Source organism: Mesorhizobium sp. A623 (assembly GCF_054489405.1).
Genome location: NZ_JBTMXB010000009.1, coordinates 34635 through 48604, shown reverse-complemented (window position 1 = coordinate 48604; position 13970 = coordinate 34635). Strand labels below are relative to the sequence as shown.

The following is a 13970-nucleotide window of genomic DNA, read 5'->3' as shown; positions in this document are numbered from 1 at the left end:
AGGAAAGGGAACAAGAGATGAAAAGATTTCTGGCATCCACCGTCGCGGTATCGGCGCTTGCGCTGATGCTCGGGCTAGGCTCGGCCGCTGCCGCCGACGAAACGCTCGACCCCAACGCCAAGCCCGGCGGCGACATCATCATCACCTACAAGGATGACGTCGCCACGCTCGATCCGGCCATCGGCTACGACTGGCAGAACTGGTCGATGATCAAGAGCCTGTTCGACGGGCTGATGGACTACAAGCCCGGCACCACCGAACTGACGCCGGACCTTGCCGAAAGCTACGACATTTCGCCGGACGGAAAGACCTTCACCTTCAAGATCAGGCACGGGGTGAAGTTCCACAACGGCCGCGAGATGACCGCCGAAGACGTAAAGTATTCGATCGACCGCGTGGTCAACCCCAAGACGCAAAGCCCCGGCCAGGGCTTCTTCGCCTCGATCGAGGGCTATCAGGAAGCAGCCGACGGCAAGGCCGATGGCGTTTCGGGCATCACGGTGGTTGACCCCTACACCATCAAGTTCCAGCTGACGCGGCCCGACGCCACCTTCCTGCATGTTATGGCGATCAACTTCAGCCACGTCGTGCCGAAGGAGGCGGTGGAGAAGTGGGGCGCGGACTTCGGCAAGCATCCGGTCGGCACCGGCGCCTACAAGCTGGCCGAATGGACGCTTGGCCAGCGCGTCGTCTTCGAAAAGAACGCGGACTACTGGCACAAGGGCCTGCCCTATCTGAACAAGATCACCTTCGAGATCGGGCAGGAGCCGATCGTGGCACTGTTGCGCCTGCAAAAGGGCGAGATCGACGTTCCCGGCGACGGCATCCCGCCCGCCAAGTTCCAGGAGGTGATGAGCGACCCGGCGCAAAAGGCCCGCGTCGTCGAGGGCGGCCAGTTGCAGACCGGCTACATCACCATGAACGTGACGATGAAGCCGTTCGACGACGTCAAGGTGCGCCAGGCGGTCAACATGGCGATCAACAAGGATCGCATCGTCAAGCTCATCAACAACCGCGCCATCCCGGCCAACCAGCCGCTGCCGCCGTCGATGCCGGGCTACACCAAGGACTATAAGGGCTATCCCTACGATCCGGCCAAGGCCAAGGAACTTTTGGCGGAAGCTGGCCATCCGGACGGGTTCGAAACCGAACTCTACGCCATGAACACCGATCCGAACCCGCGCATCGCCCAGGCGATCCAGCAGGATCTGGCCGCCATCGGCATCAAGGCCTCGATCCAGGCGCTGGCGCAGGCCAACGTGATTGCCGCCGGCGGCGACAAGAACGGCGCGCCGATGATCTGGTCGGGCGGCATGGCATGGATTGCCGACTTCCCCGACCCGTCCAACTTCTACGGCCCGATCCTCGGCTGCGGCGGCGCGGTGCCGGGTGGCTGGAACTGGTCGTGGTACTGCAACGAGGACCTCGACAAGAAGGCGGCGGAAGCTGACTCCATCGTCGATCCGGCCAAGGCCGACGAGCGCTACAAGATGTGGAGCGACATCTACGTCAAGATCATGGAGGATGCGCCCTGGGCGCCGGTGTTCAACGAGCAGCGCTTCACGCTCAAATCCGCCCGGATGGGCGGCGCCGACAACCTCTATGTCGATCCGGTCCACATTCCGATCAACTATGACCATGTGTATGTGAAAGATGTGCAATAACTGCAACTACACCATCCACGGACGCCACCATCATTTCGGCTGGGACAATTCGTTTGTCCCGGCCGAGACGGTGACGCCCGGTTCGACGGTCTTCTTCGAGTGTCTGGATTCGTCGGGCGGGCAACTGACGCCCGAAAGCACGGTCGCCGATATCGCGGCGCTCGACTTCGGCAAGATCAACCCGGTGACGGGCCCGATCTTCGTCGAGGGTGCGGAACCGGGCGATGCGCTGAAAGTGACGATCGAGGAATTCAAGCCGTCCGGTTTCGGCTGGACGGCGAACATTCCCGGTTTCGGCCTGCTCGCCGACGATTTCAAGGAGCCGGCCCTCACCGTCTGGAAGTATGACGCGACCTCGCTGGAGCCGGCGCTGTTCGGGAAAAACGGCCGCGTGCCGCTAAAGCCGTTCGCCGGGACCATCGGCAATGCGCCTGCTGAAAAGGGCCTGCATTCGGTGGTGCCGCCGCGGCGGGTCGGCGGCAATCTCGACATCCGCGACCTGGCTGCCGGCACCATCCTCTACCTGCCGGTAGAGGTGGCGGGCGCGCTGTTTTCGGTCGGCGACACGCATGCCGCCCAGGGCGACGGCGAAGTCTGCGGCACGGCGATCGAAAGCCCGATGAACGTCGTTCTGACGCTCGATCTGGTCAAGGATGCGCGGCTGAAATATCCGCGCTTCACCACGCCGGGACCGGTGACGAGCCATCTCGACGCCAAGGGCTACGAGGTGACCACCGGCATCGGGCCGGACCTGATGAGCGGCGCGAAGGAAGCGGTCGCGCAGATGGTCGACCTGTTGGCGGCGCGCTACCAGCTCGATCCGGTCGACGCCTACATGCTGGTGTCGGTATGCGGTGATCTGCGCATCAGCGAGATCGTCGACATGCCGAACTGGGTGGTGTCGTTCTACTTCCCGCGCTGCGTGTTTGAATGAACGCAAGCGCCACCAAGATATCTTCCGGGGCGATAGCCCCGGAGGGGCAGCCTTCAGCCGAACCGGTGCTTTCCGTTTCCGGCCTGACGGTTTCCGTGCGCGGCGAGGATGGCGGACGCGAAGTCGTCTCCGACCTTTCCTTCACGCTTTCGCGCGGCGAAACGCTGTGCATCGCGGGCGAGAGCGGTTCCGGTAAGTCGATGACCTCGCTGGCGATCATGCGGCTTTTGCCCGAGCCGGCCGCCCGTATCGCTTCCGGCTCCATCCATCTTGGCGACACCGATCTTGCCAGCCTGGACGAACGTCGCATGCAGGCGGTGCGCGGTAACCGCATCGCCATGATTTTCCAGGAGCCGATGACCTCGCTCAATCCGGTCTTGTCGATCGGCAGGCAGTTGACCGAGGCCATCGAGACGCACACCGACCTGTCGGGCGGCACCGCGCGCCAGCGCGCGATAGACGCGCTGAAGGCGGTGCGCATTCCGGAAGCGGAAAGCCGGCTGAAGCAATATCCGCACGAGCTTTCGGGCGGCATGCGCCAGCGCGTCATGATCGCCATGGCGCTGGCGCTGGAACCGGACGTGCTGATTGCCGACGAGCCGACCACGGCGCTTGACGTCACCGTGCAGGGCGAGGTGCTGGAGTTGTTGCGCGACTTGCAGCGCCAGCACGGAACCAGCGTCATCCTCATCACCCACGACATGGGCGTAGTCGCCGAAATGGCCGACCGCGTCATCGTCATGCGCCACGGACGCATGGTCGAGGAAGGCAAGGCCCGCGATATTTTTGCCGCCCCCAAAGCCGACTATACGCGCGAGTTGCTGGCCGCGGTGCCGCGCATGGGCGACGGGCAAAGCCAGGGGACGCGAGAACCGGAGCCTGAGGAAAATGCCCCCATCGCCACCGTGCGCGACCTGAAAGTCCGCTTCGACCTGCATGGCGGGTTCTTCGGCCGCGTTACACGCCGTGTCCATGCGGTCGAAGGCGTCAGCTTCTCCATCGCGCCGAACGAGACATTCGCGCTGGTCGGCGAGAGCGGGTGCGGCAAGTCGACGACCGCCAAGGCGATTGCCGGGCTGGTGCCGTTCAGCGGCGACATCACCGTCAACGGCCGCAGCCTGACCGGCCTTACAGGCGAAGCGCGAAAAGCCGTGCGCCGCGACGTGCAGATGATCTTCCAGGACCCGTTCGCCTCGCTCGATCCGCGCATGCGCGTCGGCGACCTGGTTGCCGAACCGATGCTGATCCATGGCATCGGCTCCAGACAGGAGCGCCGCGAACGGGTGGCGGCGCTGTTTGACCGCGTTGGCCTGTCGGCCGACCAGATGGAGCTTTACCCGCATGAGTTTTCGGGTGGCCAGCGCCAGCGCGTCTGTATCGCGCGCGCTCTGGCGCTGCGGCCAAAGCTCATCATCGCCGATGAAAGCGTGTCGGCGCTCGACGTGTCGGTACAGGCGAAAGTGCTGGAACTGCTGAAGGAGTTGCAGCAGGAATTCGGCATCGCTTATCTGTTCATTTCGCACGACATGGCGGTGGTGGAAAACATTTCCGACCGCGTCGCCGTCATGTATCTCGGCCAGATCGTGGAGATGGGCACGCGCGACCAGGTGTTTTCCAACCCTGCCCATCCCTATACACGCAGGCTGATCGAAGCGGTGCCGGTGCCCGATCCGACAAGACGGCGCAAACGCTTCGCCCGCCTCGAACAGGAAATCCCAAGCGTCATGCGCCAGGTCGGCGACGAGCCGTCCCGGCTTACCCTGAACGATATCGGCGGCGGGCATCTCGTTGCGGCCGCAACGGCAGCCGACTGAACGAATCAAGACGCATGCGGCTTACCTGCGATTGAGAAAAACAGCCGACGCAATGCAAGGATGTATGGGCTGTTTCGCCTCAATTTGACCCTCACCCCTTGACCGGACTGAAAAGCGCGGCCATTTGACGAGGCGTCTTGAACGATATTTCGTCGCGCGCAGCGAAACTCTTCTGCCGCATCACCTGAAGATACGAGCACTCATGGACGTCGTCGTCGTCGAATCGCCGGCCAAAGCGAAGACAATCAACAAATATCTCGGCAAGAACTACAAGGTTCTGGCCTCGTATGGCCATGTCCGCGACCTGCCGGCCAAGGACGGCTCGGTGCGCCCCGACGAGGATTTCGCCATGTCGTGGGCTGTCGATGGGCCCTCGGCCAAGCGGCTCACCGAGATCGCCAATGCCGTCAAGAGCGCCGACGGCCTGATCCTCGCCACCGATCCGGATCGCGAGGGCGAGGCGATTTCGTGGCATGTGCTGGAAGTGCTCAAGCAGAAGCGCGCGCTGAAGGACAAGCCGGTCAGCCGCGTCGTCTTCAACGCCATCACCAAGCAATCCGTGCTCGACGCCATGGCCAATCCCCGCCAGATCGACGTGCCGCTGGTCGACGCCTATCTGGCGCGCCGGGCGCTCGACTATCTGGTCGGCTTCACGCTTTCCCCCGTTTTGTGGCGCAAGCTGCCCGGCGCACGGTCCGCCGGACGGGTGCAATCAGTGGCGCTTCGGCTGGTATGCGAGCGCGAATCCGAGATCGAGCGGTTCATTCGCGAGGAATACTGGAACATCGCGGCCATTCTCGGCACGCCGCGCAAGGACAGCTTTGAAGCCCGGCTGACGGGTTTCGACGGCAAGAAGCTGCAAAAGCTCGACATCAAGAACGAGGCCCAGGCCAACGACATCAAGGCGATGCTGGAGGGTGCGACCTTCAAGACGCTGTCGGTCGAGGCCAAGCCGACAAGGCGCAATCCCGGCCCGCCCTTCACCACTTCCACCTTGCAGCAGGCAGCGTCGTCGCGCATGGGGTTTTCGGCCAACCGCACCATGCAGGTGGCGCAGCGGCTCTATGAGGGCATGGACATCGGCGGCGAGACGGCCGGCCTGATCACCTATATGCGAACCGACGGCGTGCAGATGGCGCCGGAGGCGATTTCGGCGGCGCGTGCCGCGATCGGCAAGGAGTTCGGCGATAAATATTTGCCGGAAAAGCCGCGCTACTACACCGCCAAGGCCAAGAACGCGCAGGAAGCGCACGAAGCGATCCGCCCGACCGACTTCTTCCGCACGCCGGCTTCCGTGCGCCAATATCTCGATGCCGACCAGTTCCGGCTCTACGAGTTGGTCTGGAAGCGCGCCATCGCCAGCCAGATGAATCCGGCCGAGATCGAGCGCACCACGGTCGAGATCGAGGCTGTGAATGCCGCCCGCACCGCCACCTTGCGCGCCGTCGGTTCGGTCGTGCGCTTCGACGGCTTCATCGCCGCCTACACTGACCAGAAGGAAGAAGATTCTTCCGAGGACGAGGAAAACCGCCGCTTGCCCGAAATCCGGGCCGACGAGGCGCTCGCCCGCGAAGCCATCAACGCCACGCAGCACTCGACCGAGCCGCCGCCGCGCTATTCGGAAGCCTCGCTGATCAAGAAGCTGGAAGAACTGGGCATCGGCCGGCCCTCGACCTACGCCTCGACGCTGAAAACGCTGGAAGACCGCCAATATGTCGCCATCGACAAGCGCCGGCTGGTGCCCGACGCCAAGGGCCGGCTGGTGACGGCGTTTCTGGAAAATTTCTTCGATAAATATGTCGAGTACGATTTCACCGCCGATCTTGAGGAAAAGCTCGACCAGATCTCCGACGGCAAGCTCGCCTGGAAGGATGTGCTGCGCGACTTCTGGAAGGATTTTTCCGGCGCGGTCGACAACACCAAGGAACTGCGCGTCACCGACGTTCTCGACGCGCTGAACGAGGCGCTGGCGCCGCTGGTGTTCCCGCAGCGCGAAGACGGTTCCAATCCGCGCATCTGCCCGAAATGCGGCACCGGCAATCTGTCGCTTAAACTCGGCAAATTCGGCGCTTTCGTCGGCTGCTCGAACTACCCCGAATGCAGCTTCACCCGCCAGCTTGGCGGCGAAGCCAACGGCGAGAACGGTGGCGGCGAGGATGGCACCAAGGTGCTGGGCAACGATCCCTACACGGCGGAAGAAATCACCCTGCGCAAGGGGCGTTTCGGCCCTTACGTGCAGCGCGGCGATGGCAAGGAAGCCAAGCGCTCCAGCCTGCCCAAGGGCTGGACGCCGGATAGTATCGACCATGAGAAGGCGCTGGCGCTGCTTTCGCTGCCGCGCGATGTCGGCCAGCATCCCGAAACCGCCAAGATGATCTCGGCCGGGCTCGGGCGTTACGGCCCGTTCGTGCTGCATGACGGCACATATGCCAATGTGGATTCGATCGAGGACGTGTTTTCCATCGGCCTCAACCGTGCCGTGACGGTGCTGGCGGAAAAGCAGGCATCGCGAGGCCAGGGCCGTGGTGCGGCCGCTGCAGCCCTCAAGGAGCTTGGTGATCATCCCGACGGCGGCGGCAAGATCGTGGTTCGTGATGGCAAATACGGGCCGTATGTCAATTTCGGCAAGGTCAACGCGACTTTGCCGAAGGGCAAGGACCCGCAAACGGTGACGGTCGAGGAAGCGGTTACGCTGATCGCCGAAAAGGAAGCCAAGGGCGGCGGCAAGAAGCCGGCGCGCAAGGCGGCGGCACCGAAGAAGGCTGCCGCGAAAAAGCCGGCGGCAAAGAAACCAGCGGCAAAGAAGAAGGCATAGGCCAGTGGCGCGCAGGATCACCGGACGCGGCCACGGCGATCCCCGCACCGCCGATACCCGCTCCAAAACCACAGACAAGGAAGCCTATCGGCCCTCGCGCGACGAAATCCTGCGCTTCATCACTGAGAACCCGGACCGTTCCGGCAAGCGCGACATCGCCAAGGCCTTCGCGCTCAAGGGTGACGACCGCATCTGGCTGAAAGACTTGTTGCGCGACCTGCAGGACGAGGGCCTGCTGACCAAGGAACGCAAGCGGCTGGCCCGTGTCGGCGCCCTGCCCCATGTCGCCGTGCTGGATATTTTCGGGCGCGACGGCGACGGCGTCCTGTTGGCACATCCGACCGAGAATGTTGGCGACGGCGAGCCGCCGGTTGTCTCGATCCGTATTTCCCGCAGCGGCAATGGCGCGCAGACGCCGGGCATCGGCGACCGCGTGCTTGCAAAAACCTTCGCCACCGACGATCCGACCGGCCCCGCTTATACGGGCCGTGTCATCAAGGTTTTCGAGAAGCGCACCGACGCGGTGCTCGGCGTGTTCCGCGTGCTCAAGGACGGCACGTTCCGCATCGAGCCGGTGGAGCGGCGCCAGCCGGAACTGATCGTCGACACGGAATTTGCCAACGGCGCGAAAAACGGCGACCTGGTCGAGGTCGAGCCGGCGCGCGCCTCGCGCTACGGCCTGCCGCGCGCCAAGGTGTTGACGGTACTGGGTTCGCTGACCAGCGAAAAGGCGGTCTCGATGATCGCCATCCACGCCCACGACATCCCGCACATCTTTCCGGCCTCTGTCATCGCCGAGGCGGAATCCGCCAAGGCAGCGACGATGGCGGGCCGCGAGGATTTTCGCAGCGTTCCGCTCGTCACCATCGACCCCGCCGATGCCAAGGACCATGACGACGCGGTGTTCGCCGAACCGGATACGGACGAGAAAAACCCGGGCGGCTTTATCGTCACCGTCGCCATCGCCGATGTCGCCGCCTATGTCCGCTACGGCACCGCGCTCGACCGCGAGGCGCTGCTGCGCGGCAATTCGGTCTATTTCCCTGATCGCGTCGTGCCAATGCTGCCGGAGCGCATTTCCAACGACCTCTGTTCGCTGCGCGAGGGCGAGGACCGCCCGGCGCTGGCGGCGCGGATGACGTTTGGGGCCGATGGCCGGAAAATCCGGCATTCATTCCATCGCATCATGATGAAATCGGCAGCCAAACTCGCCTACGCGCAGGCGCAAGCTGCCATCGACGGCGCGCCGGACGACAAGACCGGGCCGATTCTCGACACAGTTCTCAAGCCGCTCTGGGATGCCTATGCGGTGCTGAAGCGCGGGCGCGACGGACGCCAGCCGCTGGAACTCGATTTGCCGGAACGCAAGATTGTGCTCAAGGAAGACGGCACCGTCGACCGCGTCATCGTGCCGGAGCGGCTGGACGCGCATAAACTCATTGAAGAGTTCATGATCCAGGCCAATGTTGCCGCCGCCGAGACGCTGGAAGGCAAGAAGCAGAAGCTGGTCTACCGCGTCCACGATGCGCCCTCGATGGCCAAGCAGGAATCGCTGCGCGAGTTCTTGCAGACACTCGGCTTGTCCTTGGCGCGCGGCGCGCAGATGAAGCCGGCCCAGTTCAACGGCATTCTCGAGCGGGTGCGGGGCCAGGACAATGAGGGACTGGTCAACGAGGTCGTGCTGCGTTCGCAAAGCCAGGCCGAATATTCGCCGGCCAATCTCGGCCATTTCGGCCTCAATTTGCGCCGCTACGCGCATTTCACCTCGCCGATCCGCCGCTATGCCGACTTGATCGTGCATCGCGGGCTTATTGCCGCACTCGGCCTCGGCCCCGACGGGCTGACGCCGGAAGAAGAGGCACGGCTGGAGGATGTCGGCGTGCTGATTTCGGCGGCGGAACGCCGGGCCATGAAGGCAGAGCGCGATACGGTCGACCGGCTGATCGCCAGCTATCTCGCCGAACGCATCGACGAGCGCTTCGACGCGCGCATTTCGGGCGTCACCAAATCAGGACTATTTGTCCAATTGCCGCAGTACGGCGCAGATGGCTTTATCCCGGTGTCATCGCTCGATGGCGATTACTATATATACGACGAAGCAGCCCGATCGCTTTTCGGGGAGCGGACAGGAAAAGGCTATCAGCTTGCCGACCGCGTCGAGGTTCGGCTGATCGAGGTAGCGCCCATGGCGGGCGCGATGCGCTTCGAGATGCTGACCGAGCCGAAACCGCTGCCCGGTTCGAAGCGATCGTTCCACAAGTCCAAGGGCGGCGCTTCACGGGGCCGTGCCTCGCAGCCGCGAGGCGGATCGCGCAGAAGACGTTAAGGATGGAAGCACCGGCATGACCAAGGCAGATGTGGTGGACGAGCAGGTTTTCGGCGGTGAGCATCAGTCGGGCCGTGTCCGCAGGCCGGCATGGCAGGCGATCAAGTTCGGCTTCATGGGCCGTTGCCCGCATTGCGGCGAAGGCAAGCTGTTTCGCGCCTTCGTCAAGCCGGTCGACAAATGCGCCGTTTGCGCCGAGGAGCTTTACCACCACCGGGCCGACGATCTGCCCGCCTATCTGGTGATCGCCATCGTCGGCCATATCGTCGTCGGCGGCTTCATGGCCGTGGAAATGACGACCTTCTGGCCGATGTGGCTGCATCTCCTCATATGGCTGCCATTGACCGTCATATTGTCGCTGGCCCTGCTGCAACCGATCAAGGGTGCGGTCGTCGGCCTGCAATGGGCGTTCTACATGCACGGCTTCGGCGGCGAGACCGATTATATCGAGACCCACCCGGAGGCGTGACGCCCGCACTGACGCAATCCGAACGCCGCCGCCGTCCCTATCGCCTGCAAGAAGTTTCCGCTAATCCGTACCTCCATGAATGAAATGACCAGGGCGGAACTCGACCGCGCCGAACGCAACGACGCCGCGCTGGGCGCGGGGCCCAAGCGGCCGCGCGATGCCGCGACGCTGATTCTGCTTGACCGCAAGGGCGGCGACGTCTCGGTGCTGATGGGCCGGCGCAGCGCCGGTCACGCCTTCATGCCGGGCAAGTTCGTCTTTCCCGGCGGGCGGACCGACCCGGCCGACAGCCGCATCGCCGTCGCCACCAGCCTGCACCCGGATGAAGAAGCCAGGCTGTGCGCCGGCCCCGGCCGCACCAGCGCCACGCGCGCACGCGCCATCGCCCTTTCCGCCATCCGCGAGACCTACGAGGAAGCCGGCCTGCTGATTGGGCAAAAAGGCCCGTTTGCGACCGGCAAAAGCGACTGGCAAGGCTTCGTCGAGCATGGCGTGCAGCCCTCGCTCGGCGCGGTTCGCTTCATTGCCCGCGCCATTACGCCGCCCGGCCGCGTCCGCCGCTTCGACACGCGGTTCCTCGGCGTCTGGCGAAGCGAAGTCGCCGTGGAACTGCGGGACGGCGGGCCGACGAACGAGTTGGAAGAACTGGTCTGGCTGCCGCTTGCCCAGGCGCGCGAGGCCGATATTCCGGCCATCACCCGGACGATTTTGGGAGAGCTGGAAGCGCGGCTTGCCCTCGACCCGCAGTTGCGGCCCGGCGGCGATGTGCCCTTCTACCGGCTGGTGCGCACCCATTTTATCCGCGATCTTCTGTAGCAAGCAGTCAGGCGCCCAATTTTCATGACGGTCGACACCACGCCGCAGGCTGACGAACAAATCCACTGGTTGCCGATGATCGCCGCGATTTCGGCGATCAGCGTGGTCGGCATCGCCATCGGCCTCGGCGTACCGCTGCTCAGCGTGATTCTCGAATCGCGGGGCCATTCGGCAACGATGATCGGCCTCAATACGGCGATCGCCGGCCTTGCCTCGATTGCCGGCGCGCCAATGGCGACGCCGCTGGCGCAGCGCTTCGGCGTTGCCTGGACGATGCTGGCGGCGATCGCCGCCGGCGCGTTCGCCTTTGTCGGATTCTATTTCGCGCCCGACTTCTGGATGTGGTTTCCGCTGCGCGTGGCGTTGCACATCTCGCTGACGATCCTGTTCATCCTGTCCGAATTCTGGATCAGCACGTCGGCCCCGCCGCGTCGGCGCGGCCTCGTTCTCGGCTGCTACGCCACCGTCCTATCGCTCGGCTTCGCGGCGGGTCCCTGGCTGTTTTCACGCCTCGGCAGCGGCGGCTTCCTGCCTTTCGGCGTCACCTTCCTGCTGGTGACGCTGGCCGCGATCCCCGTACTGATGGCACGCAACGAAAGCCCGCCCATCCACCCAACCGGCGAAGGCACAAGCGGCTTCCTGCGCTATATCTGGCTGGTGCCCACGGCGACGGCCGCCGTGCTGGTATTCGGCGCGATCGAGACCGGTGGCTTCGCTCTGTTCCCCATCTATGGCAGCCGCATCGGCTATTCGGAAGCGGACGCGGCCCTGCTTTTGACCATGATCGGGCTCGGCAACGTGCTGCTGCAAATTCCCATCGGCATGATCAGCGACCACGTCAAAGATCGCCGCTACCTGCTGCTTGTCTGCGCAGTCGTCGGCCTTGCCGGCGCTGCATGCATGCCGCTGTTTGCCGCCAACTGGCATCTGATGGCGTCGTTGCTGTTCGTGTGGGGCGGCGTGGTCGCGGCCATGTACACGGTGGGCCTGGCACATCTCGGTTCCAAGCTTTCCGGCCACGAACTGGCGTCGGCCAATGCAGCCTTCGTTTTATGCTACGGTGTCGGCATGGTGCTGGGACCGCAGGCGATCGGCATCGGCATGGATATTTTCGGCCCGAACGGCTTCGGCTGGGCGCTGGCCCTGTTCTTCGGCGCCTATATCGTGCTGGCGGTCGGGCGGCTGATCGTCACAGCCGCCCGACGCTGAGCCGGCACGCTTGCCTTGCGCCAGAATTACTGTATAGACGCCCGCAATCTGCCGGTCCTAGCTGGGGGCTGAACGGAGGGCCGGCGCTTTCGCAAGAAATCGCCGCGTGAAGCCAAAAAGTGCTTCCGCCTCCCGTGTCTCCGCTCTCGACCATCTCGTTTGCGCCTTTCTTCCCCGTTTCCTGCACAAGGATTGCCGGGTCAGAGAAATCGCAGAGGCTCTCGCCGCCGGGACCGGAAGAGAAACGAAGAAAGGTATGAGAACAATATGGCTCTATACGAACATGTGTTCCTTTCCAGGCAGGATCTGTCGCAGCAGCAGGTCGATGAACTCGTTGAGCGTTTCAAGGGTGTCATCGAGGCAGGCGGCGGTTCGGTCGGCCGGATCGAGAACTGGGGACTGAAGTCCCTCACCTACCGGGTCAACAAGAACCGGAAGGCTTACTACACGCTCATGGACCTCACCACCCCGCCGGAAGCTCTCAAGGAAATGGAGCGCCAGATGGGCCTGTCCGAGGACATCCTGCGCTTTCTGACCGTCAAGGTCGAGAAGCACGAGGAAGGCGCGTCGGCCATGATGCAGAAGCGCGAAGAGCGTTCCGAGCGCGGCAGCTTCGGCGATCGCGGCCCGCGTTCGTTCGGCGACCGTGATCGCGGCGATCGTCCGGCCCGCAGCTTCGGCGGCGACCGCGATGGCGGCGGCGACCGTGGCCCTCGCCCGCAGCGCAGCTTTGAAGGGAACGCAGAATAATGGTCGACATCAACCAGATCCCGACCCGGCGTCCTTTCCATCGCCGTCGCAAGACCTGCCCGTTCTCCGGCGCCAATGCTCCGAAGATCGACTACAAGGACGTGCGTCTCTTGCAGCGCTACATTTCCGAGCGCGGCAAGATCGTGCCCTCGCGCATCACCGCCGTCAGCCAGAAGAAGCAGCGCGAACTCGCCAAGGCGATCAAGCGCGCCCGTTTCCTCGGCCTGCTGCCCTACGTGGTTCGCTGATTTTTTTCGACGGCGGGCGTCCGCGCCCGCTGTCTTTCTCCGACCATGACGGGCATGGCCGGTTGAAATTCAAAATCCCGAGTTGAGGCGAACTGCCTCTAACTGCCGCCACAGGCAGGACAGCGACACCGGCGCCACGCGCCCTTTTGCTTCCTGACCTGTTCATTTCGTCTGCCCCCTGGGGCGCTAGACAAAGGACAAGATCATGGACGTCATTCTTCTCGAACGCGTCGCCCGCCTCGGCCAGATGGGCGACACCGTCAAGGTCAAGGACGGTTTCGGCCGTAACTTCCTGCTGCCCAAGGGCAAGGCGCTGCGCGCCAACACCGTCAACAAGGCCAAGTTCGAAGGCCAGCGCGTCCAGCTCGAAGCTCGCAACCTGGAACGCAAGTCGGAAGCCGAACACGTTGCCGAAACGCTTGACGGCAAGAGCTTCGTGGCCGTGCGTTCGGCCGGCGAAACAGGCCAGCTCTACGGCTCCGTTTCGACCCGCGACATCGCCGACCTGCTAATCGCTGAGGGCTTCACGATCAACCGCAACCAGATCGAGCTCAACCACCCGATCAAGACCATCGGCCTGACCAATGTGGCCGTTGCGCTGCATCCGGAAGTCGAAGTTACCATCACGCTCAACATCGCGCGCACCGCGGACGAAGCCGAGCGCCAGTCCAAGGGCGAGACGCTGACCACCGCCGAAGCCATCTACGGCGAAGACATCAACGACAATGCCCGCCCGGACAATTTCTTCGATCCGAACGAAATGGGCGAAGGCGACGAGGAATAGGCCCAAGGCCTTTTTATCTCCGACTTTCAACCTTTTACCGCCAGAAAGCGATTTCTGGACCAAAAACCCGGGCCTCGTGCCCGGGTTTTTTGTCGAACTGGAACTTTTCAACGCCTTCTGCTTTTAGCACAATCGAGCCAC

General features: G+C 63.7%; 11 protein-coding genes. All 11 read left to right on the top strand.

Annotation, left to right across the window (positions count from 1 at the left end):
* Window positions 1–17: 17 nt before the first annotated feature.
* The 11 genes from ACX3P1_RS11445 (at window position 18) to rplI (ending at window position 13829) form a co-directional block, all read left to right on the top strand.
* Complete coding sequence (locus ACX3P1_RS11445) at window positions 18–1664, top strand: ABC transporter substrate-binding protein (RefSeq protein WP_459079694.1); 1647 nt, start codon at window positions 18–20, stop codon at window positions 1662–1664.
* Window positions 1654–2598, top strand: coding sequence for an acetamidase/formamidase family protein (locus ACX3P1_RS11440; protein WP_459079693.1), 945 nt, complete (start codon window positions 1654–1656; stop codon window positions 2596–2598). The genes ACX3P1_RS11445 and ACX3P1_RS11440 overlap by 11 nt, the downstream gene beginning before the upstream one ends.
* Complete coding sequence (locus tag ACX3P1_RS11435) at window positions 2595–4412, top strand: ABC transporter ATP-binding protein (RefSeq protein ID WP_459079692.1); 1818 nt, start codon at window positions 2595–2597, stop codon at window positions 4410–4412. Before ACX3P1_RS11440 ends, ACX3P1_RS11435 begins: the two co-directional genes overlap by 4 nt.
* 202 nt (window positions 4413–4614) lie before the next feature.
* Window positions 4615–7227 (top strand): type I DNA topoisomerase, encoded by a 2613-nt coding sequence (gene topA, locus ACX3P1_RS11430; RefSeq protein WP_459079691.1) that lies wholly within the window; start codon window positions 4615–4617, stop codon window positions 7225–7227.
* Between the two features lie 4 nt (window positions 7228–7231).
* Complete coding sequence (gene rnr / locus ACX3P1_RS11425; protein ID WP_459079690.1) at window positions 7232–9553, top strand: ribonuclease R; 2322 nt, start codon at window positions 7232–7234, stop codon at window positions 9551–9553.
* A 16-nt stretch (window positions 9554–9569) separates the two neighbouring features.
* Window positions 9570–10022 (top strand): DUF983 domain-containing protein, encoded by a 453-nt coding sequence (locus ACX3P1_RS11420; RefSeq protein ID WP_459079689.1) that lies wholly within the window; start codon window positions 9570–9572, stop codon window positions 10020–10022.
* Between the two features lie 75 nt (window positions 10023–10097).
* Window positions 10098–10838: an NUDIX hydrolase gene (locus ACX3P1_RS11415; protein ID WP_459079688.1), complete on the top strand. Its 741-nt coding sequence runs from the start codon at window positions 10098–10100 to the stop codon at window positions 10836–10838.
* 24 nt (window positions 10839–10862) lie between these two features.
* Entirely contained in the window at window positions 10863–12047 is a 1185-nt protein-coding gene (locus ACX3P1_RS11410) for an MFS transporter (protein ID WP_459079687.1), read from the top strand.
* A 267-nt stretch (window positions 12048–12314) separates the two neighbouring features.
* Complete coding sequence (rpsF, locus tag ACX3P1_RS11405; protein ID WP_459079686.1) at window positions 12315–12797, top strand: 30S ribosomal protein S6; 483 nt, start codon at window positions 12315–12317, stop codon at window positions 12795–12797.
* Window positions 12797–13045 carry a 30S ribosomal protein S18 gene (gene rpsR, locus ACX3P1_RS11400; RefSeq protein WP_006203718.1) on the top strand — a complete coding sequence of 83 codons (249 nt, stop codon included), beginning with the start codon at window positions 12797–12799 and terminating at the stop codon, window positions 13043–13045. The genes rpsF and rpsR overlap by 1 nt, the downstream gene beginning before the upstream one ends.
* A gap of 205 nt (window positions 13046–13250) precedes the next feature.
* Window positions 13251–13829, top strand: a complete 579-nt coding sequence (gene rplI, locus ACX3P1_RS11395; protein WP_459079685.1) for a 50S ribosomal protein L9 — start codon at window positions 13251–13253, stop codon at window positions 13827–13829.
* The last annotated feature ends 141 nt before the right edge of the window (window positions 13830–13970 follow it).

Coding starts and splice junctions, on each gene's coding strand:
- ACX3P1_RS11445 (WP_459079694.1), top strand. CDS start 18: ATGAAAAGATTTCTGGCATCCACCGTCGCGGTATCGGCGCTTGCGCTG.
- ACX3P1_RS11420 (WP_459079689.1), top strand. CDS start 9,570: ATGACCAAGGCAGATGTGGTGGACGAGCAGGTTTTCGGCGGTGAGCAT.
- rplI (WP_459079685.1), top strand. CDS start 13,251: ATGGACGTCATTCTTCTCGAACGCGTCGCCCGCCTCGGCCAGATGGGC.
- ACX3P1_RS11435 (WP_459079692.1), top strand. CDS start 2,595: ATGAACGCAAGCGCCACCAAGATATCTTCCGGGGCGATAGCCCCGGAG.
- ACX3P1_RS11410 (WP_459079687.1), top strand. CDS start 10,863: ATGACGGTCGACACCACGCCGCAGGCTGACGAACAAATCCACTGGTTG.
- rpsF (WP_459079686.1), top strand. CDS start 12,315: ATGGCTCTATACGAACATGTGTTCCTTTCCAGGCAGGATCTGTCGCAG.
- topA (WP_459079691.1), top strand. CDS start 4,615: ATGGACGTCGTCGTCGTCGAATCGCCGGCCAAAGCGAAGACAATCAAC.
- rpsR (WP_006203718.1), top strand. CDS start 12,797: ATGGTCGACATCAACCAGATCCCGACCCGGCGTCCTTTCCATCGCCGT.
- ACX3P1_RS11415 (WP_459079688.1), top strand. CDS start 10,098: ATGAATGAAATGACCAGGGCGGAACTCGACCGCGCCGAACGCAACGAC.
- ACX3P1_RS11440 (WP_459079693.1), top strand. CDS start 1,654: ATGTGCAATAACTGCAACTACACCATCCACGGACGCCACCATCATTTC.